The organism is Streptomyces sp. NPDC127108 (assembly GCF_042677545.1).
Lineage (GTDB): Bacteria > Actinomycetota > Actinomycetes > Streptomycetales > Streptomycetaceae > Streptomyces.
This window is the reverse complement of sequence record NZ_JBHXTE010000057.1, coordinates 24,452-45,551: the sequence shown is the minus strand read 5'-3', so window position 1 is coordinate 45,551 and position 21,100 is coordinate 24,452. Positions and strand designations below refer to the sequence as shown.

At 72.9% G+C, this 21,100-nt stretch carries 19 protein-coding genes; 10 read left to right on the top strand and 9 right to left on the bottom strand.

Going from position 1 to position 21,100, the window contains the following annotated elements; genetic code table 11:
* Nucleotides 1–11 precede the first annotated feature (11 nt).
* Both ACFVHO_RS35355 and ACFVHO_RS35350 read right to left on the bottom strand, forming a co-directional pair.
* The gene (locus ACFVHO_RS35355; protein WP_385724004.1) at nucleotides 12–1,655 is read right to left on the bottom strand and encodes a cation acetate symporter; all 1,644 of its coding nucleotides are present in this window, start codon (nucleotides 1,653–1,655) and stop codon (nucleotides 12–14) included.
* On the bottom strand, nucleotides 1,652–2,020 hold the full coding sequence (locus ACFVHO_RS35350; RefSeq protein WP_385724002.1) for a DUF485 domain-containing protein: 369 nt from the start codon (nucleotides 2,018–2,020) through the stop codon (nucleotides 1,652–1,654). The genes ACFVHO_RS35355 and ACFVHO_RS35350 overlap by 4 nt, the downstream gene beginning before the upstream one ends.
* Nucleotides 2,021–2,434: 414 nt before the next feature.
* Here ACFVHO_RS35350 and ACFVHO_RS35345 point away from each other — a divergent pair, with 414 nt between their 5' ends.
* The 5 genes from ACFVHO_RS35345 to ACFVHO_RS35325 all read left to right on the top strand — a co-directional run bounded on the left by ACFVHO_RS35345 (nucleotide 2,435) and on the right by ACFVHO_RS35325 (nucleotide 9,191).
* Nucleotides 2,435–4,018 (top strand): S8 family serine peptidase, encoded by a 1,584-nt coding sequence (locus tag ACFVHO_RS35345; protein WP_385723999.1) that lies wholly within the window; start codon nucleotides 2,435–2,437, stop codon nucleotides 4,016–4,018.
* 13 nt (nucleotides 4,019–4,031) lie between these two features.
* The gene (locus ACFVHO_RS35340) at nucleotides 4,032–5,609 is read left to right on the top strand and encodes a S8 family serine peptidase (RefSeq protein WP_385723996.1); all 1,578 of its coding nucleotides are present in this window, start codon (nucleotides 4,032–4,034) and stop codon (nucleotides 5,607–5,609) included.
* A gap of 110 nt (nucleotides 5,610–5,719) precedes the next feature.
* Nucleotides 5,720–6,358, top strand: a complete 639-nt coding sequence (locus tag ACFVHO_RS35335) for a hypothetical protein (RefSeq protein WP_385723994.1) — start codon at nucleotides 5,720–5,722, stop codon at nucleotides 6,356–6,358.
* A 7-nt stretch (nucleotides 6,359–6,365) separates the two neighbouring features.
* Entirely contained in the window at nucleotides 6,366–7,811 is a 1,446-nt protein-coding gene (locus tag ACFVHO_RS35330; protein ID WP_385723991.1) for a CoA transferase, read from the top strand.
* A gap of 333 nt (nucleotides 7,812–8,144) precedes the next feature.
* Complete coding sequence (locus ACFVHO_RS35325) at nucleotides 8,145–9,191, top strand: CopD family protein (protein WP_385724050.1); 1,047 nt, start codon at nucleotides 8,145–8,147, stop codon at nucleotides 9,189–9,191.
* On the opposite strand, the gene ACFVHO_RS35320 is transcribed toward ACFVHO_RS35325, so the two are convergent.
* The 7 genes from ACFVHO_RS35320 to ACFVHO_RS35290 all read right to left on the bottom strand — a co-directional run bounded on the left by ACFVHO_RS35320 (nucleotide 9,160) and on the right by ACFVHO_RS35290 (nucleotide 15,998).
* On the bottom strand, nucleotides 9,160–9,858 hold the full coding sequence (locus ACFVHO_RS35320) for a lysoplasmalogenase (protein ID WP_385723988.1): 699 nt from the start codon (nucleotides 9,856–9,858) through the stop codon (nucleotides 9,160–9,162). The two genes, ACFVHO_RS35325 and ACFVHO_RS35320, sit on opposite strands and share 32 nt — an antisense overlap.
* Nucleotides 9,859–9,923: 65 nt before the next feature.
* Nucleotides 9,924–10,814 (bottom strand): sterol desaturase family protein, encoded by an 891-nt coding sequence (locus tag ACFVHO_RS35315; RefSeq protein WP_385723986.1) that lies wholly within the window; start codon nucleotides 10,812–10,814, stop codon nucleotides 9,924–9,926.
* Nucleotides 10,815–10,959: 145 nt separating this feature from the next.
* Nucleotides 10,960–11,682, bottom strand: coding sequence for a VIT family protein (locus ACFVHO_RS35310; RefSeq protein ID WP_385723983.1), 723 nt, complete (start codon nucleotides 11,680–11,682; stop codon nucleotides 10,960–10,962).
* A 55-nt stretch (nucleotides 11,683–11,737) separates the two neighbouring features.
* Nucleotides 11,738–12,991, bottom strand: a complete 1,254-nt coding sequence (locus ACFVHO_RS35305) for an amidohydrolase family protein (RefSeq protein ID WP_385723980.1) — start codon at nucleotides 12,989–12,991, stop codon at nucleotides 11,738–11,740.
* Nucleotides 12,988–14,304, bottom strand: coding sequence for an amidohydrolase family protein (locus ACFVHO_RS35300; protein WP_385723977.1), 1,317 nt, complete (start codon nucleotides 14,302–14,304; stop codon nucleotides 12,988–12,990). Before ACFVHO_RS35300 ends, ACFVHO_RS35305 begins: the two co-directional genes overlap by 4 nt.
* 10 nt (nucleotides 14,305–14,314) lie before the next feature.
* Nucleotides 14,315–15,199 carry an SDR family NAD(P)-dependent oxidoreductase gene (locus ACFVHO_RS35295; RefSeq protein WP_385723975.1) on the bottom strand — a complete coding sequence of 295 codons (885 nt, stop codon included), beginning with the start codon at nucleotides 15,197–15,199 and terminating at the stop codon, nucleotides 14,315–14,317.
* Between the two features lies 1 nt (nucleotide 15,200).
* Complete coding sequence (locus ACFVHO_RS35290) at nucleotides 15,201–15,998, bottom strand: acetoacetate decarboxylase family protein (RefSeq protein ID WP_385723972.1); 798 nt, start codon at nucleotides 15,996–15,998, stop codon at nucleotides 15,201–15,203.
* Between the two features lie 71 nt (nucleotides 15,999–16,069).
* Between ACFVHO_RS35290 and ACFVHO_RS35285 the strand changes: the two genes are divergently transcribed.
* The 5 genes from ACFVHO_RS35285 to ACFVHO_RS35265 all read left to right on the top strand — a co-directional run bounded on the left by ACFVHO_RS35285 (nucleotide 16,070) and on the right by ACFVHO_RS35265 (nucleotide 21,097).
* A complete protein-coding gene (locus ACFVHO_RS35285) occupies nucleotides 16,070–16,711 on the top strand; it encodes a TetR/AcrR family transcriptional regulator (protein WP_385723969.1) in 642 nt (213 codons plus the stop codon).
* A gap of 96 nt (nucleotides 16,712–16,807) precedes the next feature.
* Nucleotides 16,808–17,953 carry a DEDDh family exonuclease gene (locus ACFVHO_RS35280; RefSeq protein WP_385723966.1) on the top strand — a complete coding sequence of 382 codons (1,146 nt, stop codon included), beginning with the start codon at nucleotides 16,808–16,810 and terminating at the stop codon, nucleotides 17,951–17,953.
* 93 nt (nucleotides 17,954–18,046) lie between these two features.
* The gene (locus ACFVHO_RS35275) at nucleotides 18,047–18,280 is read left to right on the top strand and encodes a hypothetical protein (protein WP_087883543.1); all 234 of its coding nucleotides are present in this window, start codon (nucleotides 18,047–18,049) and stop codon (nucleotides 18,278–18,280) included.
* A 49-nt stretch (nucleotides 18,281–18,329) separates the two neighbouring features.
* Nucleotides 18,330–19,163 carry an SURF1 family protein gene (locus tag ACFVHO_RS35270; protein WP_385723963.1) on the top strand — a complete coding sequence of 278 codons (834 nt, stop codon included), beginning with the start codon at nucleotides 18,330–18,332 and terminating at the stop codon, nucleotides 19,161–19,163.
* A gap of 104 nt (nucleotides 19,164–19,267) precedes the next feature.
* A complete protein-coding gene (locus tag ACFVHO_RS35265) occupies nucleotides 19,268–21,097 on the top strand; it encodes a glycoside hydrolase family 15 protein (RefSeq protein WP_385723960.1) in 1,830 nt (609 codons plus the stop codon).
* Nucleotides 21,098–21,100 lie beyond the last annotated feature (3 nt).

Here is a 21,100-nt window from a genome sequence, read left to right as displayed (position 1 = left end):
CCCGGGGGGGCTCAGTGGGCTCCGGTGCCGGTCAGGGACCGGACCTCCAGCTCCGCGTACTTCTCCTTGTCGGGCTCCTCCTTCGACAGGATCGTGCCGAGCCAGCCGAGCAGGAAGCCGACCGGGATGGAGATCAGGCCCGGGTTCTCCAGCGGGAACCAGTGGAAGTCGACGCCCTTGAACATGGACGTCTTCTCGTTCCCGGAGACGACGGGCGAGAACAGCACCAGGACGACGGCGGTGGTGAGGCCGCCGTAGATCGACCACAGCGCGCCCTGGGTGGTGAACCGCTTCCAGAACAGGCTGTAGAGGATCGTCGGCAGGTTCGCGGACGCGGCCACGGCGAAGGCGAGGGCCACCAGGCCCGCCACGTTCAGGTCGCGGGCGAGGGCGCCGAGGCCGATGGAGACCAGCCCGATGAAGACGGTGGCCCAGCGGGCGGCCTTGACCTCTTCCTTCTCGCTGGCCTTGCCCTTCTTGATGACGTTGGCGTAGATGTCGTGCGCGAACGACGAGGACGAGGCGAGGGTGAGGCCCGCGACGACCGCGAGGATCGTGGCGAACGCGACGGCGGAGATCGTGGCGAGCAGGATGGCGCCCCAGTTGGAGTCCACTCCCCCCAGATGGAGGGCGAGCAGGGGCGCCGCGGTATTGCCCGCCGGGTTGGAGTCGGTGATCTCCTTCGGCGAGATCAGCGCGGCGGCGCCGAAGCCCAGCGCGATCGTCATCAGGTAGAAGGCGCCGATGATGCCGATGGCCCAGTTCACGGACTTCCGGGCGGCCTTGGCCGTCGGCACCGTGTAGAAGCGGATGAGGATGTGCGGCAGGCCCGCGGTGCCGAGCACCAAAGCGATGCCGAGCGAGATGAAGTCCAGCTTGGACGTCGCCGTCGCGCCGTACTTCAGCCCCGGCTCCAGGAACGGCGCGCCCTTGCCGCTGTTCTCGGCGGCGCTGCCGAGCAGGTCGGAGACGTTGAAGTCGAACTTGAGCAGCACCAGGAAGGTCAGCAGGAGCGCGCCCGCGATCAGCAGGACGGCCTTGACCATCTGCACCCAGGTGGTGCCCTTCATGCCGCCGATGGTGACGTACACGATCATCAGGACGCCGACGAGCGCGACGATGCCGACCTTGCCCGCGTCGCTGGTGATGCCGAGGAGCAGCGAGACGAGGACGCCCGCGCCCGCCATCTGTGCGAGCAGGTAGAAGATCGAGACGACGATGGTGGAGGTGCCCGCGGCGGTGCGCACGGGGCGCTGGCGCATGCGGTACGCGAGGACGTCACCCATCGTGTAGCGGCCGGAGTTGCGCAGCGGCTCGGCGACCAGGAGCAGGGCCACCAGCCAGGCGACCAGGAAGCCGATGGAGTACAGGAAGCCGTCGTAGCCGAACAGGGCGATGGCGCCCGCGATGCCGAGGAAGGACGCGGCGGACATGTAGTCGCCGGAGACGGCGAGGCCGTTCTGGAAGCCGGTGAACTGCCGTCCGCCCGCGTAGAAGTCGGCGGCGCTCTTGGTCTGCCGGCCCGCCCACACGGTGATGACGAGGGTCGCGACGACGAAGACCGCGAACAGTGTGATGATCAGCGGCCGGTGCTCGCTGGCCTCGTTCGCGGCCAGTACGGTGCTCTGCGCCGAGTGGAGCTGAAGGGTGCTCACGCGCCGCCCTCCATCCGGGACTTGATGGCGTCCGCCTTGGGGTCGAGCTTGGTGGCGGCGTGCCGGGAGTACCACCAGGCGATGAGGAACGTGGTCAGGAACTGGGCGAGGCCGAGGACGAGGGCCACGTTGATGTTGCCGATCACCTTGGTGCCCATGAAGTCGCCCGCGTAGTTCGAGAGCAGGACGTACACGAGATACCAGGCGATGAACGCGATGGTCAGCGGGAACGCGAACGAGCGGTGTGCGGTGCGCAGTTCACCGAACTCCGCGCTCTGCTGCACCGCGACGAACTCCTCCGTGGAGGGCGTGACGGGGGTGGGTTCTGAGCCGCCCTTCGATGGTGGCGGTGCGTCGGTGGCCACGGAGTCTCCTCGTGGGACGGGGGTGGTGGGGAGCGATGGGGCGGGGGTGGCGGGAAGAGGGGGTGTGGGGAGGTGGGGGGAGTCGGGGGCGGTGCGGTCCATGGGGGTCTGCGTTCTCTGCTCTCGGAGCCGTCGTGAGTGACACGGATAGTGACACGGATCACGTGGCCGCGGATGGTGATGCTAAGCCCCGTGGACGTGATCCGACAGGGGGTCGATATTGCTTCTGTCCGCTGTTCAACGTCTCGGCGGCACGCCCGAAGCGGTCGAACTCACGCTTTTCCCGCTTTCTTCGGGAAGCCATTGCTGGCCTGGGAGTTCGGGGGATAACTTCACCCTGCACCACTCGTCATGCACCTGCCCGAGCACCCGCAGTGTTCGGGCAGTTCCGTATCCGGATGATGTGGAGATCCCATGGCTCATCTGCGCTCGTCACGCACGTCGCGCTCCAGACGACTGGCGCTCGCGCTGCCGCTCGGTGTCGTGCTCGCCGCGGCGGTCGGCTTCGCGCCCGGCGCCGCGACCGCCGCCCCGCTCGACGCTCCCGGCTCCAGCACGGCGCGGGCCGCGGACACCGACGCGGCCGGCAAGCTGGCGTACGTCGTCAACACCAGGTCCGACGCCAAGACCCTGGCGCGGGTGAAGAAGGCGATATCCAAGGCCGAGGGCACGGTCGTCGTCACGTACGCGAAAATAGGCGTGATCGTCGCCCACTCGGCCAATCCGGACTTCGGCAAGACGCTGCGCGACGTGCGCGGTGTGCACTCCGCGGGCGCCACCCGCACCTCGCCGCTCACCCCGGCCGCCACGACGCAGGAGGGCGCGCCGTCCTTCGTGTCGAAGGAGCAGGCCAAGGCGCTCAAGCAGCGGGCCGCCGCGGGCAAGGGCGGCGCCGCCGCTCAGGAGCCGCTGGAAGCCGACCAGTGGGACCTGCGGGCCATCGGCGCCGACAAGGCGGCGGAGATCAACCCGGGCAGCAAGAAGGTCACCGTCGGCGTCATCGACACCGGCGTGGACGACACCCACCCCGACCTCGCGCCCAACTTCTCGGCCAAGCAGTCCGCGAGCTGTGTCGGCGGCAAGGCCGACACCTCCCCCGGCGCCTGGCGCCCGGCGAAGCCCGAGCACTACCACGGCACCCACGTGGCGGGCGAGGTGGCCGCCGCGCGCAACAACGTCGGCGTCGCGGGTGTCGCGCCCGGCGTGAAGGTCGCGGGCATCAAGGTGGCCGACCCGGTCAGCGAGCTGTTCTTCCCGGAGAGCGTGGTCTGCGCCTTCGTGTTCGCCGCCGACAACGGCATCGAGATCACCAACAACAGCTACTACGTGGACCCGTGGCTGTACAACTGCAAGGACGACCCGGACCAGCGGGCCATCCTCGACGCGGTCAACCGCGCCCAGCTGTACGCCCAGAAGAAGGGCACCCTGAACCTCGCCTCCGCGGGCAACTCCAACCACGACCTGGACGCGGACGAGATCGTCGACGAATCCAGCCCCGACGACTCCACGCCGGTCACCCGCACCATCGACCCGCACGAGTGCCTCGACATCCCGACCCAGCTCCCGGGCGTCGTCACGGTCAGCGCGACGGGCGTGTACAAGGCCAAGTCGTACTACTCGACGTACGGCAACGGCGTCGTCGACGTCGCGGCCCCCGGCGGCGACCGGCGCTACCAGAAGCCGACCGACACCCCCTCCAAGGACGGCGGCATCCTCTCCACGATGCCGGGCGGCCAGTACGCGTGGCTGCAGGGCACGTCCATGGCGTCCCCGCACGCGGCGGGTGTCGCGGCGCTCCTGAAGTCCACGCACCCGAAGGCGGGCCCGGCCGAGCTGCAGCGGCTGCTCAAGCGGCAGGCCGACAACCCGGGCTGCCCGACGAAGCCGTACGACCCGGACGGCGACGGCAAGGTCGACGCCGTCTGCAAGGGCGGCAAGAACAAGAACGGCTTCTACGGCCACGGGATCGTCGACGCGCTCGACGCCGTGAAGAAGTAAGGGGAACGGCACCTTGAGCAGCAAGCACACCAGCAGGACCGGCCGGGCCGGACGCCGCGCCGTCGCCCTTCCCCTCGGCGTCGCGGTGGTCTCCGCGCTCGCCTTCCTGCCGGGCACCGCGTCCGCGCAGAGCGACGCTCCGGCGGCGGCCCCGGGCGTCGGCGTGCTCGCCGCCGCCGCGCCCGCGGACGGTTCGACGATGAGCTATGTCGTCAACGTCCGCACCGGGCAAGGCGGTTGGGTGGCCAAGTACGTCAAGAAGGCCATCGCCAAGGCCGACGGCAAGGTCGTGATCTCGTACGACAAGATCGGTGTGATCGTCGTCCACTCCGCGAACCCCGACTTCGCGAAGACGATCCGCAAGGTCAAGGGCGTGCAGTCGGCCGGTGCCACGCGCACGGCGCCGCTGTCGGCGCAGTCCAGCGACGACATCGACGCCGCGCGGCCGCTGTCCGCCAAGGAGGCGAAGGCCGCCGCCGGCAAGGCCGCGGGCGACCAGGACGAGCTGGAGCCGCTGCAGTGGGACCTGCCCGCCATGAAGGCGGACCAGGCCCACAAGGTCTCCCTCGGCAGCCCGAAGGTGACCGTCGGCGTCCTCGACTCCGGCGTCGACGACACCCACCCGGACATCGCGCCGAACTTCGACAAGCGCGCGTCCGCGAGCTGTCTGGGCGGCGTGCCCACGCAGAAGGACAACGCGTGGCGCCCGGTGGCCAAGGAGAGCGACCACGGCATGCACGTGGCGGGCACCATCGCCGCCGCGAAGAACGGCACCGGCGTCACCGGTGTCGCGCCGGGCGTGAAGGTCGCGAGCCTGAAGGTGGCCGAGCCGGCGACCGGCATGTACTACACGGAAGCCGTCGTCTGCGGCTTCATGTGGGCGGCCGACCACGGCGTGGACGTCACGAACAGCAGCTACTACACCGACCCGTGGCTGTTCAACTGCCGTACCGACGCCGACCAGAAGGCACTGGTCGACGCGGTCGGGCGGGCCACCAAGTACGCGGAGCGCAAGGGCGCGGTGAACGTCGCCGCGGCCGGCAACGCGGAGACCGACCTCGCCCAGGACGAGATCGTCGACGAGTCGAGCCCGGACGACACGACACCCGTCAAGCGGACCATCAAGACCGCGGACTGCTTCGACATACCCTCGCAGCTGCCGGGCGTGGTGACCGTGTCGTCGACGGGTGCGAAGGGCATCAAGTCGTCGTTCTCGAACTACGGCAAGGGCGTCATCGACATCGCGGCACCGGGCGGCGACTCCACCGCCTTCCAGAAGCCGCAGCCGCCCGCCACCAGCGGTCTGATCCTGTCGACGCTGCCGGGCGGCAAGTTCGGCTACAAGGCCGGTACGTCGATGGCCTCGCCGCACACCGCGGGCGTCGCCGCGCTCATCAAGTCGACCCACCCGAAGGCCTCCGCGGCCCGGGTGAAGGCCCTGCTCTACCGCCAGGCCGACGCGATGGCGTGCACCGACCCGTACGACATCGACGGCGACGGCAAGGTCGACGCCGTGTGCGCGGGCGGGAAGAACAAGAACGGCTTCTACGGCGTGGGCATGTCCGACGCGCTGGACGCCGTACGGAAGTAAGGCGCGGGGCGCGAGCCGCGCCCCGCTGACGTGACGCCTCGCGGCAAGCGGGGCGGTGAAGGGCCGGGCGGTGTGCGCACCGTCCGGCCCTTCGCGAGAGGATGCCGCACATGTACGCGTACCAGGACTCGACGTTCGTCTACGAAGGGCAGCAGCACTGGCGGGCCGAACCCGACCGCCCCAGATGGCAGTTGTGGATCCGGTTCGTCCTCACCGTGCTGGTCCTTCCGGTGTGGTGGCTGCTGCTCCTCGTCGTCGCGCTCGCCGCGATCGTGGTCGCGATGTTTGCCGAGATCCTGACCATCATCCCGGGCTTCGAGCGCGGCGCCGACCGCGCCATGGACGCCGTGATCGGCAAGGTCTCCGTCTGGCCGCGCTGGGCCGTGACCTGGCCCGAGCTGCGCCACGAGGGTGACACCGCCTTCCACGCCGCGCGGGTCGACGCGTTCCTGGACAAGTGGACGAAGCACGCGTCCAAGCCCAGGGCCCCGAAGAAGCCCGCACCCTCGCCGGAGTGCGAGGTGCCGTGGCGCAAGTACCGGGGGGTCGGGGGCGCGTACGTCGTCGAGGCGGCCGCCCGGCGCGGCTGGGAGCTGCGGCCGTCCGACCCGGCGGAGGAGATTCGGCTGTGGTGGTCGGCGGCTTCGGGGGCGGGGGCTACGGGGCCGGGGGTTGCTGGGCCAGGGGCGATGATGCCGGGCACGGTGGGGCCGGGGGCCTCGGGCTACCCGCCCGCGGGCACGGCATAGTGACTGCATGACGCAATCATCTTTGGGGGACGCCGGTGGGGAGCGGGCGCCCTTGAACGGGGCTGCGGTCCCGGGGCCGTTGGACGGTTCCGCTGTCGCCTGGGACGCGCTCGGGGGCGACCCCGCGCTCCTGTCCCGGCTCTCCCCCGTCGTACGCGAGGACACCCTGCCCGCGCGGCTCCCGGTGCGGGCGCTCGCGCGGTCCTGTGTGGGCGTCTGCGCGCTCGCCGCCGCCGAGTTGGCGGCCCTGCGCACGGGGCGGGACGTGCCGCACGCGCGCGTGGACGATGGTGCGGTGGCCGCCGCGTTCGCCAGTGAACGGCACCTGCTCGTGAACGGGCGCGCGCCCGAGTCGTTCGCGCCCCTGTCGCGGTTCTGGCGCACCGCCGACGGCTGGGTGCGCACGCACGCCAACTACCCGCGCCACCGGGCCCGCCTGCTCGCCGCGCTGGGCCTCGGCGACGGCGAGGCGTCCGTGGAGCGCGTCGGCGCCCGCCTCGCGGAGCTGCCCGCCGCCGATGCCGAGGAGGCGGTGTACGCCGCCGGGGGCCTGGCCATCGCCCTGCGCACGCCGCAGGAGTGGGCCGCGCATCCGCAGGGCGCCGCGGTGGCAGGGCTCGCTCTGGTGGGCCGGGAGCGGCTCGGTGCCGGCGCCCCGCCCGCGACGGCGCCCCTCCGTTCGACGGCCACGGACCCGCTGCTGCCCGCCGCCGGGCTGCGCGTCCTCGACCTCACGCGCGTCATCGCGGGGCCGGTCGCCACCCGTACGCTCGCCCTGCTCGGCGCCGACGTGCTGCGCGTCGACCCGCCGCACCTGCCCGAACTCCCCGACCAGCACGCCGACACGGGCTTCGGCAAGCGCTCCGCCACCCTCGACCTCGGCGCCCCCGCGGACCGGCGCGCCTTCGGGGACCTGCTCGCCCGCGCCGACGTGGTCGTGACCGGCTACCGGCCCGGCACGCTCGACCGGTTCGGGCTCGCCCCCGAGGCGCTGGCCGAGCGGCGGCCCGGCCTCGTCGTGGCGCAGCTCTCGGCGTGGGGCACGAGCGGCCCGTGGTCCGGCCGCCGCGGCTTCGACAGCCTGGTGCAGGTGGCCACGGGCATCGCGGCGGTCGAGGGCGCGCCGGACGCGCCCGGCGCGCTGCCCGCGCAGGCGCTGGACCACGGCACGGGCTATCTGCTGGCCGCCGCGGTGCTGCGGTCGCTGTCCGAGCGGCTGAGGGGCACCGCCGACGGCACGGGGGGCACGCCTGTGGTGCGGCTCGCCCTCGCGCGGACGGCGGCGTGGCTCACGGCCTGGCCGGCGTACACGGCGGATCCGTGGCTCACCGGGACGGACGGCCCCTTGGGGCGGCTGCGGTACGCCCTGCCGCCGGTGTCCTTCGAAGGCGGGCCCGTGAACTGGGAGCGGCCGCCGGGCGGTTGGGGCGGGGACGCCCCTGTGTGGCGGTGAGCGGGGCCGGATGGGCGGAATGACATTCCGCCAGTTGTTTGCCCGGACTTGCCCGGGAGTGCGACGACTGGTGAAGATCTTGTGGTGAGCTCCATACGACCGCCAGGGGACCCGGGAGGCGAGGCCACGGCCGGGACGGCCGCCGCCTCGTCGCACACGGGGTATTCGGCCTCGCCGCACCGTCCGGGGTACGCGAGCCCGGCCGACGCGCACGCGGCTCCGCCCGACACGACGCGTCCGGCCGCGCCCGACACGGCGTATCCGGACCCGGCCGACACGCTGCACCTCGCCGTACGGCGCACTCCGGACCCGACCGACACCTTGCGCCTCACCGTGCGGCGCACGGAGCACCCCTCTGCGCCGCCCGCCGCACCCTCCGCTCCACCCTCGACCCCCGATGCCACCGCGCCCCGCCGCCCGTCCTCCCGCCGCGCCGTCGCCGTGCTCGTCCTCGTGGCCGTCGCGGCCGTGGTTCCCCTCTTCGGACCCACAGCCGTCCTGGACGGCACCGGTGAGGCCGAGGCACCGGGTACGCCGGGGATCACGTTCCTGCGGACGGTGCTGTTCGCGGCGCTGTGCGTGCAGCTGGGCGAGGTGTTCGTGCGGCGGCTCGCCCGCCGGGTGCCGGGGGCGCCGCTCGCCTCGGCGCCACCGGGGTGGGGGTGGTGGGCGGCCGCCGCGGGCTGCGTGGCCGCGCTCGGCCTGGCCTCGGTCGTGGCCAGCGGCAACCTGGTGCCGCACCAGCCGTCCGACCTGGACGTCGGCGGGCTCTACCAGTCGCGGGACGGCCGCCTCGCGCTGCTCGAGGTCAACGCCTTCGTCGTGGCCGCTCTCTGCGCCCGCTCGCGCCGCCCGGACAGCGCGGTCCTGCCGCTGGCCGCCGTGATCGTGGCGGAGGCGCTGCGCGCGCACCCGCCGACGGAGGAGGCCGCGCTCGTCGGCTCGGGCCTCACGCTGGTGCACCTGACGTGCGCGGCACTGTGGGCGGGCGGCCTGCTGTACGCGCTGCGTACGCTGCGGAGCTGGCGAAGGACCGCCCCGGAGGCGGGCGTTGCCGTGCTCGGCCGCTACGCGCGCGTGGCCGCCGTCCTGTTCGCCGCGATCACCGCGAGCGGAATCGTCAGCACGCTGCGCCGCATGCCGCCGGACACCGTGGCGGACCAGCTGACGGACACGGCGTACGGCCGCACCCTGCTCGCCAAGGTGCTGCTCGTGGCGGTCGTCGCCGTCCTCGCGCTGCTCTCCCGCCGCCGGCTGAAGCGGTCCCCTCGGAGCGCGCTCACGACGTATGCGCCCGCGCGCGCCGAGGTGATGGCGCTCGGGGCCGTGGTCGCGGTGTCGGCGCTGCTCACCGTCGTTCCGGTGCCGATCCGTTGGTGAGGGTTCCGGTGCGGGCGCAGGTGAGCACGCCGCGGGTCAGGAGGGTCTGGGCGGCCAGGTAGGTCAGCATGATCCAGAAGTCGGGGCGGGGCGCCTGGGGCCAGTCGGCGACGTCCGTGGCGATGAGGGTGTCGGAGAGCAGGAAGAGGCCGCCGCCCGCCGCGGCGGTCAGGCCGAGGGTGGTCGCGCCGAAGGCCATGGCGGTCAGGAGCAGGCTGTAGCCCGCCACCGGGATCCGCATGTCCGAGGGCAGGTCGGACCACAGGAGCGCCACGGTGACGATCAGCGCGCAGGCGTACGTGGCCACCACGAAGGTGCCCCGGGCCGGGGCGTGGTTCTCGCCGTGTCTGCGGAACAGGACCAGGTAGCAGAGGTGGCCGACGGCGAAGGAGCCCATGCCCGCGAGGAAGAGGGGGTCGGCGTCGCCGAGGAGGAGGACGTCGCCGCCCCAGCCGAAGAGGAGGGCCGCGGTCAGGAGGGGCGGGCCCTGGCGGAGGACCACGTAGGCCGCTAGCAGGGGCATGAGGAGCGGCTTGAGCAGAGTGTGGCCCGCGTCGGACCCGAGGGCCAGGGCGGCCAGGTCTCCGGCCGCCACCAGGGCGAAGGCCGCCAGAACCACCGTGCCGTAGCTGTGCCTCCTGGACGTCGGCGTATCGGCGCCCGGCACCGGGGGTTGTGTCCACCCTCCCCCGACGGCGGGTGCGAGTGTCGGTTCGCCCGGCTCCGCGCGGCTCACGCCGCGGGCTCCGTCGTGCGTTCCTGCGTCGGCGTCGGCGCCGCGGTCGGTGGCTGGGGCGGCTGCCAGCCCGGGCCCCGGAAGACGTGGCCTGCCCGGTCGCTCCAGGTGGATGCCTTCTTCAGGTCCCTGGCGATCGCCGCGTACTCGTGGGTGGCGACGCGCAGCGGGTTGTACGTCGTGATGTTCTTCGTGAGTCCGTAGACCGGGCGGTCGGTCTCGGGGACCCAGGAGCGGAACAGGCGGTCCCAGACGATCAGGATGCCGCCGAAGTTGCGGTCCAGGTAGCCGCCCTGCGACGCGTGGTGGACGCGGTGGTGGGACGGCGTGTTGAAGACGTACTCGATGGGCCGGGGCAGCTTGCCGATGCGTTCGGTGTGGATCCAGAACTGGTAGACGAGGTTCGTCGCGGAGCAGAAGGCGAGCGCGGCCGGGTGCACGCCGAGCGCGATCAGCGGCAGGTAGAACGGCCACACCGTCAGGCTCGTCCAGGGCTGGCGGAGCGCGGTGGTGAGGTTGAACTTCTCGCTGGAGTGGTGCACCACGTGGCAGGCCCACAGGACGCGGATCACGTGGTGGCCGCGGTGCGACCAGTAGTAGAAGAAGTCCTGCGCGAGGAGCATCAGCGGGATCGTCCACCACAGGACGGGCACGCGCAGCGGCGTCAGCGCGTACACCCCGGAGTAGACGGCGACGATCGGGATCTTCCAGAGGAAGTCGAAGGCCAGGCTGCCGAGCCCCATGGTGATGCTGGTGGCGGCGTCCTTGGTCTCGTACCCGGCGGCGTCCTCGTCGGGGTGGACCCGGTGGCTGATGATCTCGACGACCGTGAGCAGCACGAAGGCGGGGATGGACCACAGCACGACATCGGGCAGGTTCGGGGACATGCGTGCACGGTAGAACGGCCTCTGGGCTGCCGCTAGAGGTTGTTACCGATAAGTATTACCGCGGGTACGGCCCCGGTTTTTGGTGATCTCCGCCAATGCGAGGCCCCGGCTCGCCCCGTGCGGGGCGCAGGTCCGGACCACCGCCTCACACCCCGGCCGCGCCGAGCAGCGCCCCCGCCCCGTACGTCACCGCCATCGCGAGCGCCCCGCCCGCCACGTTCCGCACGACGGCGGGCCGCACCGCCGCGGAGCCGAGCCGGGCGCTGCTGAGGCCGGTGAGGGCGAGCGCGCCGAGCACCGAGAGGACGGTGACGCCGAGGCGCCAGGGGGCGGGCGGGAGCACCATGGCGAGCAGCGGGAGCAGCGCGCCCGCGGTGAACGCGAGGAAGCTCGCCCAGGCGGCGTGCCAGGGGTTGGTCAGCTCGTCGGGGTCGATGCCGAGCTCCACGCGCGCGTGGGCGCGCAGCGCGTCCCGCTCGGTGAGCTGCTCGGCGGCCTCGCGGGCCACGTCACGGCTGAGCCCTCGTCCTTCGAGGAGGTCGGTCAGCTCGGCGAGTTCGGCCTCCGGCTGCTCGCGCAGTTCGCGCTTCTCCAGGGCGAGGGCGGCCTTCTCGGAGTCGCGCTGGGTGGACACGGAGACGTACTCGCCCGCGGCCATCGACATCGACCCGGCGAGCAGTCCCGCGAGGCCCGCCGTCAGGATCGTGGCGCGCTCGCTGGTGGCACCGGCGACACCGACGACGAGGCCGGCGGTGGACACGATGCCGTCGTTGGCGCCGAGCACCGCGGCCCGCAGCCAGTTGAGGCGGGTGCCGAGCGCACCGCCGTGGGCCTCGTCGTGGTCGGGGACCGGCGCCTGATCGCTCATCTGGGGAGGGTCTCACCCGGTGCGCCGCCCGCACGGGAGCGGCGCACCGGGAGGCTCACCAGACCCTGGTCTGCCCGCCGGGCGCGAACACCGGGCTCGTCGCCCCCGCCGGGGGTTCCTTCAGGGGTTCGGCGAGCTCCTGGACGGTGGGCCCGACCCGGGCCGCGATCGCGTCGAGCTTCCCCAGGTCGAAGCCGTACACGCGGGCCGCGTTGCCGCCCGCCATGGCCGCGACCTCGGCCGGGGGCAGGCCCGCGTAGGCGGCGCGCAGGCCCTCGCGCGAGAACGGGTGGGTGCCCTCGTCGTGCGGGTAGTCGCTGCCCCACATGATCTTGTCGAGGCCGACGCGGTCGCGCACCGCCGCCTCGTGCGGACGCATGAAGCTGGCGCCCACGAAGCAGTTGTCCCGCCACACCTCGGAGGGCCCCTTGCCCATGGCCTCGAAGAGTCCGGCGCCGAACTTGGACTCGGCGGTGTCGCGCCGCGCGACGGCCGCGACGAGCCGCCCGTGGTAGTAGTCCAGCATGGCGAGCACGCCCGGGATCCAGCCGGAGCCCTGCTCGGTGAGGACCAGCTTCAGCTCGGGGTGGCGCCGGAACGCGCCGCCGAACATCAGGTGCCACAGCGCCCGGTGGGAGAACCACGTCGTCTCCACCATGAACACCGCGCGCGCGGCGGGCTCGTCGCCGAGCGGCGGCGAGGCCGAGCCCGCGTGGTGGTTCACCGGCACGCCGAGCTCCGCGCAGACCGCCCACAGCGGGTCGTACGTCTGCGAGTACAGCTCGGGCAGGCCCGACCCCGGCGGCGTACCCGGCACGAGGACCCCGCCGGTGAGACCCGCGCCGACGCACCGGCGGACCTCCCTGACGGCCTCCTCGACGTCGTTGAGCAGGATCTGGAAGACGCCCGCCCGGCGCCCTGGCGCCGCCGCGCAGAAGTCCGCGAGCCACCGGTTGTGGGCGCGCAGGCCCGCCCAGCGCTGCTCGTACTCCTGCCGGGTGGGCGCCGGGGCCATCAGGGATGCCGAGGGGAAGAACGGCGGGATGGTGTTCGGGAACACCACCTCGGCGACGATGCCGTCGGCCTCCAGCTCGGCGACGCGGCGGTCGGAGTTCCAGTTGCGGTCGGCGGTGTCGGCGAGCAGGTCCTCGTACGGATTGACGTAGGTGGCCGCCCAGGCGTCGAAGGCGTCGTGGTGGCGGGCGGCCAGGTAGGGCCTGTAGTCGAGGAGGTCGGCGCCGGCGTGGCAGTCGGCGGAGATGACGGTGTAGCGGTCGGTGCCGGTGTACGTCGTGTGGGTGTACGTCATGGGGTCACCCCGAGCGTCGGGAAGTCGTGGCCGGTCAGCCAGTGGCGGCCCGCCTCGCGCGAGCGGGCCCAGGAGGCCTCGACGGCGCGCTGGTCGGGGTCCTGGCCGAGTTCGGCGGGGGTCGGGCCGATGCGGCGGGCCAGCGGGGCGAGCTTCGCGGTGTCGAAGCCGAAGACCTCGGCGGCGGCCAGGCCCAGCATGCGGCGGGTCTCGGTGACGGGGATGTCGTGGAAGGTCCTCGCGAGCCACGCGCGCGTGTCGGGCCAGGTGCCCTCGGGGTGCGGGAAGTCGCTGCCCCAGAGGATGTTGTCGACGCCGATCTCGTAGCGCTGGGCCAGCTCCCGGCGTTTGGTGTTGGTGGCGCAGACGAAGATCTGCCGGTCCAGGTACTCGTGCGGCGGACGCTTCAGCTCGGCGAACGGCGACAGCTTCTTGCCGCCGTGCGCGCCCAGGTAGAGCCGGTCCATGAACCACAGCAGGTTCGGCAGCCACCAGCAGCCCGACTCCGCGACCCCGAACCTGAGCCCCGGATGCCGCTCGAAGACCCCGGACCAGAGCAGGAACCACAGCGGGCGGGCGGGCCACCAGGTCACTTCGGAGACGTAGATGCCGAGGTGGTCGCCGTACTCGTCGCGGGGCGCCGCCCCGGAGTGGGTGAGCACGGGCATCGCGCACTCGGCCGCGGCGGCCCATACGGGGTCGTAACGCCGGTCGTGGTAGGGCGCCTTGTCGACCCACATGGAGGGGATCATCAGGGCGCCGAGCCCCGACTCCTTGGCGCGGTGGATCTCGGCGACGACCCGGTCGACCTCTCCGGTGACGGGCAGCAGGGCGACGCCGCAGTGCCGTTCGGGGTGCTGCGACACGAAGTCGGCGAGCCAGCGGTTGTGCGCCTGGGCGCCCGCCATGCCGAGTTCGGGGTCCTGGTCCCCGGAGAGGCCGAGGCCCACTCCGAAGGGCGCGGCGGTCCGGCTGTCCACGGCGTCGGCGTCCGGGAAGACGACCTCCGCGGCCACCCCGTCGCCGTCCAGCTCCTTGAGCCGCTGCGCGGGGTCCCAGCCGCCCCTGAGGCCTTCCTCGTTGTCGCTGAACCACCGGTCGGCGAAGGCCTCGTTGCGGATGCCGAGCCGGGTCATCTCCTCGCGGCGCCGCTCGCGCCCGCCGAGGAACTCGTCGAAGTCCCGGTGGAACCGGGCGTCCAGGTAGGGCCGGTACTCCTCGGTGGGCAGACCGGCGTGGCAGTCGGAGGAGACGATCACGTAGGGCTCCGCGAAGCCCTGTCGGGGTTCTTCGGTGTCGTGCGGGTCCGTCATGGCGGCTCCCTCAGTCCAGGATGAAGCTCTCCAGGTACGACGGGTCGGTCCGGCCGAGCATCGACTGCGCCCGGGCCCGGATCTGCCGGTCGCTGTGCTCGCTCGCGGGCAGCAGCCAGAAGCGGCCCGCCGCGACGCCCTCGGCCACGAGGTCCGCGACGTCCTCCACGGGCGTGAACTCGACCTCCTGCCCGGCCTCGCGCATGGCCGCCTCCCACTGGCCGAGGCTGCGGTAGGGCGTCTTGCGGGGGCGGGACTTGGCGTACCGCTCGGGGCGGTTGCGGTGCGACTCCCACAGGCCGGTGCGCAGCATGTGCGGCCCGGGGAAGAGCACGGACGCGCCCACGCGCGCGTGCTCCGCCTTGAGGTGCGCGTACAGGGACTCCGTCATCGTCACGACGGCCGCCTTGGTGACCGCGTACACGGACGCCGTCGGCAGCGGCGCGATACCGCCGTCCCCGGAGGAGGTGTTGACGACGTGGCCCTCCTCGCCGCCCGCGAGCATCCGCGGCACGAACGCCTGGATGCCGTGGAAGACGCCCCACACGTTGACCTCGAAGGCCCACTTCCAGTCGTTCGGCTCGTGCTCCCACATCCGGCCCTCGGCGCCGGAGCCGACCCCGGCGTTGTTGCACAGGACGTGCACGGCGCCGAACCGGTCGTACGTGTCGTCGGCGAGCGCGACGACCTGCTCGCGCACGCCGACGTCGACCACGCGCGCGTGCACGGTCGCGCCGTCCGCGCGCAGCCCGGCCGCGGCCTTCTCCAGGGCGTCCGCCTCGACGTCGGCGAGCACGACGGTGAGGCCGTCCGCGGCGAACCGCCGTGCGAGGGCGAGCCCGACGCCGCTCGCCGCGCCCGTGACGACGGCGACCTGCCCGGCGCGCAGCTCCATGTCAGACGCTCCCCTCGGGCGGGCCGTCCAGGATCTGGCGCGGGTCGTCGTAGCGCTGGTGGACGTAGGGAAGCAGCGCCTGCGCGTCGACGCGCTCCACCACCCTGCCCCGCTGGTCGCTGGTCTTCTCGCCGATGGTGAGCTCCACCAGGCGGCGCACGGGCAGGTCCGCCACCGGGTCGTACATCGACTCGCGCAGCACCACGTCCCCCGTGACGCTCTCCAGCCTGCGGACCCGCTCCTCGCGTACGCAGTGCACGAGCACCGGGTCCGCGTCGAAGCCCGAACCGTCCACCGCGGGCAGGAACTTGAAGTAGAAGTCGGTCTTCCGCGCGGGCTCCGGCACCGGCAGGCTCCCGCTCACGGCGCCGCGCACCTCCACGAACGCGATGCCGTACCGGGCCATGGCGGCCCGCACCACCAGGCCGTCGCGCTCGACGGTGACGTCGCCGAGCTTCTTGGGCTCGCCGAAGACCTCGCGGCCGCCGGTCAGGGCGCGCTCGTGCGTCATGGGCATCACCAGCGGATACCAGCCCGCCACCCCGCCGTGCTCCGCGGCGACGGCCACCGAACCCGCGCCCAGCGGATAGCCGGCGAGCTCGACCCGGCTGATGTTGGCCCGCACCAGGGGCCGGTCCGTGGGTTTCAGGGGCGGCGGCAGGACGGCCGCCACCGCGTCCGGGTCGCTCTCCCACACGGCCACCACGCCCGTGGACCAGATGTCGGGGAGCTTGGTGTTCGCGGTGCGCGTCGCGGCCATTTCGGCCTCAGTGCGCGCGCCGTAACGTACGCGTGCCATGCCGTACCACCCTTCGCCGACGGACTGTCAGATACTTGCGGGGGTTCTGTAACACAGTTACAACAGGAGCCGTGAAGGGTAAAGAGACGCGTGCACATCTGGACCGGGAACAGGTCCTCGCCGCCGCCGCGGGCCTCGTCAAACAGCACGGCCCCGACGCCCTGACCATGCGCAAGCTCGCCGCCGAGCTGGGCACGGCCGTCACCTCGATCTACTGGCACGTCGGCAACCGCGAGCAGCTCCTCGACGCCCTCGTCGAGCGGACCGTCGCCGAACTCGGCGAGATCCGTCCCAGCGGCGGCACGCCCGCCCGGCGCGTCGTGTCCGTGGCGCGCGCCCTGCGCCGGCTGCTTCGCGACCACCCGCACCTCATCGCGATGGTCCACGAACGCGGCCTGACGGAGCGGATGTTCCTGCCCGCGCAGCGGGCCCTGGTGCACGAGGTGCACGCGGCGGGACTGCGCGGCGCCCGGGCCGCCGACGCCGTGCGCGCCGTCCAGGTCCATGTCGTCGGCCATGTCCTGGTCGAGCGCAACCGCGAGCGCGCGCCGACGCAACGCCCCGGTGAGCAGGAGCTGTGGGACGCGCGGACCGCCGAGCAGGACCCGGCCCTCGCCCGCGCCCTCGCCCGGCCGCCGGACACGGAGCGGCTGTTCACCCTGTCGGTGCGGGCGCTGGTGGCGGGGTTGCTCGAACCCCCCTCCGGAGACTGACACTCCCGGCGCCACGGGCCGCCGCCGCCACCTCTGGAGGTGACAGCCCCGGCCCTGGGACCTGACTGTCAGTCGCGGCCCGTATCCTCATGGACCATGCTCGAAGACCGCACGACCGCACCGCCGACGGCGCCGACCGCGACATCGGCGACTCCGGCGACGACCGACGCGCCGGCGCCGGGGTCCGAGGCCCCCTGGCCGACCGCCTACCCCTCGGGGTACGCGGTCGTCGACGTCGAGACCACCGGCCTGTCCAGAGACGACCGGATCATCTCGGCCGCGGTCTACCGCCTGGACGCCCTCGGCGAGGTCGAGGACCACTGGTACACGCTGGTGAACCCGCAGCGCGACCCGGGCCCGGTCTGGATCCACGGCCTGACGAGCGACAAGCTGGCCGACGCCCCGCTCTTCGCGGACATCGCCGAGGAGTTCGCGACCCGCCTCGCGGACCGCGTCCTCGTCGCGCACAACGCCGTCTTCGACTGGTCGATGATCGCCAGGGAGTACGCCCGCGCGGAGCGCACCGCCCCCGTCCGCCAGCGCCTGTGCACCATCGCGCTCTCCAAGGAGCTCGGCCTGCCGCTGCCCAACCACAAGCTGGAGTCCCTGGCGGCCCACTTCGGCGTCGTCCAGCGCCAGGCCCACCACGCCCTCGACGACGCCCGGGTCCTCGCCGAGGCGTTCCGGCCGAGCCTGCGCGCGGCGGCGAGCGGCGGCGTGCGGCTGCCGCTCCTGGAGTGCCGCCCGCTGACAGAGTGGTCCGACGGCGGCGCCCGCATCGGCCGCCAGGGCGGGCACTCCCCCGGGTCCGGCTCCCCCTCGTACTCGGGGCACTCGGGGTATTCCTCGTACCAGCCCGGCAGTTGGCGCGCCTCGCGCAAGCGCCCCGCCTGCCCGTTCCCGAACCCCGGGCGGTGGGAGGACGGCAAGCCCCTCAAGCAGGGCATGCGCGTCGCCTTCTCCGGGGACACCTCCGTGGACCGCGAGCTCCTGGAGGACCGGGCGTTCGAGGCGGGCCTGCACATCGCGACGAGCGTGTCGCGGCTGACGAGCCTCCTGGTCACGAACGACCCGGACTCGGGCACGTCGAAGACGACGAAGGCCCGGGCGTACGGCACACCGGTCATCGACGAGGCCGCCTTCGGCCAGCTCCTCCAGGACGTGGCCCCGGCAGGAACCCCCGCGGAAGCTCCCGCGGAAACCTCCTCGGAGACCCCCGCGGAAACCCCCGCGGAAAGATGACCGCCACACGGTCCGCGTCAGACGGGTGATTGCCGGGCGACTCGCCCGCCCACCGCTCGCCCCGCGCCGCCGCCGCGACCCACTCTGTGGCGCATGGCACGTTGTGAGGTCTGCGGAAACGACTACGGCATGTCCTTCGAGGTGCACGCGCAGGGCGCGGTGCACGTCTTCGACTGCTTCGCCTGCGCCATCCACCGCATGGCGCCCATCTGCGAGCACTGCCGCTGCCGCATCATCGGGCAGGGCGTCGAGGTCGAGGGCCACTGGTACTGCGGGGCGCACTGCGCCCGCGCGGAGGGGCGGGTGGGCATCGTCGACAGGGTGTGAGCGGGCCCCTCCCGTCGGGGGATTTCGCACGCGGGGTAACGTCGAAGCCGTGTACCGCTTCCTCCTGACCCGCCAATGGGTGATCCTCACCCTCGTCGGCCTCGTCCTCATCCCCGTGATGATCGAGCTGGGCTTCTGGCAGCTGCACCGCCACGAGAACCGCGTGGCGCACAACGAGAGAATCGGCAGGGCGCTCGACGCCGCGCCGGTCCCCGCCGAGCGGCTGACCGCGCCGGGCCGTGACGTACCGGACTCCGCGGTCTACCGCCGGGTCACGGCCAAGGGCACCTTCGACCCCGAGGACGAGGTCGTCGTGCGCCGCCGCACCAACTCCGACGACGAGGTCGGCTTCCACGTCCTGACCCCGTTCGTCCTCACCAACGGCAAGGTGCTGCTCGTCAACCGCGGCTGGATCCCGGCGGACGGCCCCCAGACCGCCTTCCCGAAGATCCCCGCCCCGCCCCGCGGCGAGATCACCGTCACCGGCCGCCTCATGGGCGACGAGACGTCCGCGGCCAGCGGCATCAAGGACGTACGCGGACTGCCCGACCGCCAGATCATGCTGATCAGCAGCGGCCAGCAGGCGCACGCCCTGGGCAAGAAGGTGCTCGGCGGCTACATCGAGCAGACCGCGCCGCGCCACGACGGCTCCCCCCGGCTCCTCGCCGAGCCCGACCACAGCGGCATCGGGGCGCACATGGCGTACGCCGTGCAGTGGTGGCTGTTCGCCGCCGGGGTGCCCGCGGGCTGGATCGTCCTGGTCCGGCGCGAGCGCAAGGACCGGTTGGAGGCGGCGGCGCGGTCCGCGGCGGAGCAGGACGAGGGGACCCAGGAAACTGGGGAGGGCGAGGGCGCCGGGGCGGCTTCGCCGGCGACGGCCTGATCCCGGCGCGCACGGCCGGCCCGACGCGGCGGGGACACTCCCCGGTTCAGCCCGGCCCGACCCGGGTCCGGTTGACGCGTCGGCGAACCGGGAAGCCGTCACCCGTGTCACAAAGCCCGCGCCGCCCCATCGAGGACTACGCCCTGATCGGCGACCACCAGACGGCCGCCCTGGTCTCCCGCACCGGTTCGGTGGACTGGCTGTGCCTGCCCCGCTTCGACTCGGGGGCCTGCTTCGCCGCGCTGCTCGGCGACGACGAGCACGGCCACTGGCGCCTCGCGCCGAAGGACGCCGACGTCTGTGCCCGCCGCGCCTACCGCCCCGACACCCTCGTCCTCGACACCGAGTGGGACACCCCGGACGGCTCGGTCCGCGTGACCGACTTCATGCCGCAGCGCGACCTCGCCCCCGACCTCGTCCGCGTCGTCGAGGGCCTCCAGGGCGAGGTGACCGTCCGCAGCACGCTCCGGCTGCGCTTCGACCACGGCTCGATCGTGCCGTGGATGCGCCGCGCCGACGGCCACCGGGTGGCGGTCGCGGGCCCCGACTCCGTCTGGCTGCGCACCGATCCGGAGGTCCGTACCGAGGGCCGCGACTTCACCACGTACTCCGAGTTCACCGTGGCCGCCGGGGAACGCGTAACGTTCGTCCTCACCTGGCACCCCTCGCACGAACCGGCCCCGAAGCCGCTCGACACCGAACAGGCGCTGCTCGACAGCGTCGAGGACTGGCAGGCCTGGGCGGCCCGCTGCCGCTACGAAGGACCGCACCGCGACGCGGTCGTACGCTCCCTCATCACGCTCAAGGCCCTCACCTACGCCCCGACCGGCGGCATCGTCGCCGCTCCCACCACGTCCCTGCCCGAGGAGATCGGCGGCGTCCGCAACTGGGACTACCGCTACTGCTGGCTGCGCGACTCCACCCTCACGCTCGGCGCGCTGCTCGCCGCGGGCTATCTGGAGGAGGCCGAGGCGTGGCGCGACTGGCTGCTGCGCGCGGTGGCGGGCGACCCCGCCGACCTCCAGATCATGTACGGCCTCGGGGGCGAGCGGCGGCTGCCCGAGTACGAGGCGGGATGGCTGCCCGGGTACGAGGGCTCGGTGCCCGTGCGCATCGGCAACCAGGCGGTCAGCCAGCGCCAGCTCGACGTCTACGGAGAGGTCGTCGACTCCCTGACGCTGGCCCGCCGCTCGGGCCTCGCGACCCGCCCGCACGGCTGGCGGCTGCAACTCGCGCTCATGGAGTTCCTGCGGCACTGCTGGCGCGAGAAGGACGAGGGCCTGTGGGAGGTGCGCGGCCCGCGCAGGCACTTCGTGCACTCCAAGGTGATGGCGTGGGTCGCCGCGGACCGCACCGTGCGCGCGATGGAGGACGACCCCGCGCTGCCCGGCGACGTGACGCGCTGGCGGCGGCTGCGCGACGACATCCACGCGGAGGTCTGCGCACGCGGGTACGACGCGGAGCGCCGCACCTTCACGCAGTCTTACGGCTCGCGCGAGCTGGACGCCGCGCTGTTGCTGGTCCCGCGCGTGGGGTTCCTGCCGCCGGACGACCCCCGGGTGATCGGCACGATCGAGGCGGTGCGGGAGGAGCTGAGTACGCGGGAGGGGTTGCTGCGCCGCTACTCGGCCGTGGACGGCACCGGCACCTCCGACTCGGGCAGCCCGGGCAATGTGGACGGCCTGCCCGGCGGTGAGGGCACCTTCGTCGTCTGCTCCTTCTGGCTCGCCGACGCGCTGCACCTGACCGGCCGCACCAAGGAGGCCCGCGACCTCTTCGAGCGGCTGCTCGCGCTCCGCAACGACGTGGGGCTGCTCGCGGAGGAGTACGACCCCGTGGCCGGGCGCCAGTTGGGCAACTTCCCGCAGGCCTTCAGCCACGTGGGGCTCGTGGGCACCGCCCTCGCCCTCTTCGGCCCGGACGCGGCAGGATAGGGC

Coding starts and splice junctions, on each gene's coding strand:
- ACFVHO_RS35310 (WP_385723983.1), bottom strand. CDS start 11,682: ATGAGCGATCAGGCGCCGGTCCCCGACCACGACGAGGCCCACGGCGGT.
- ACFVHO_RS35305 (WP_385723980.1), bottom strand. CDS start 12,991: ATGACGTACACCCACACGACGTACACCGGCACCGACCGCTACACCGTC.
- ACFVHO_RS35295 (WP_385723975.1), bottom strand. CDS start 15,199: ATGGAGCTGCGCGCCGGGCAGGTCGCCGTCGTCACGGGCGCGGCGAGC.
- ACFVHO_RS35300 (WP_385723977.1), bottom strand. CDS start 14,304: ATGACGGACCCGCACGACACCGAAGAACCCCGACAGGGCTTCGCGGAG.
- ACFVHO_RS35275 (WP_087883543.1), top strand. CDS start 18,047: ATGGCACGTTGTGAGGTCTGCGGAAACGACTACGGCATGTCCTTCGAG.
- ACFVHO_RS35280 (WP_385723966.1), top strand. CDS start 16,808: ATGCTCGAAGACCGCACGACCGCACCGCCGACGGCGCCGACCGCGACA.
- ACFVHO_RS35290 (WP_385723972.1), bottom strand. CDS start 15,998: ATGGCACGCGTACGTTACGGCGCGCGCACTGAGGCCGAAATGGCCGCG.
- ACFVHO_RS35335 (WP_385723994.1), top strand. CDS start 5,720: ATGTACGCGTACCAGGACTCGACGTTCGTCTACGAAGGGCAGCAGCAC.
- ACFVHO_RS35315 (WP_385723986.1), bottom strand. CDS start 10,814: ATGTCCCCGAACCTGCCCGATGTCGTGCTGTGGTCCATCCCCGCCTTC.
- ACFVHO_RS35345 (WP_385723999.1), top strand. CDS start 2,435: ATGGCTCATCTGCGCTCGTCACGCACGTCGCGCTCCAGACGACTGGCG.
- ACFVHO_RS35330 (WP_385723991.1), top strand. CDS start 6,366: ATGACGCAATCATCTTTGGGGGACGCCGGTGGGGAGCGGGCGCCCTTG.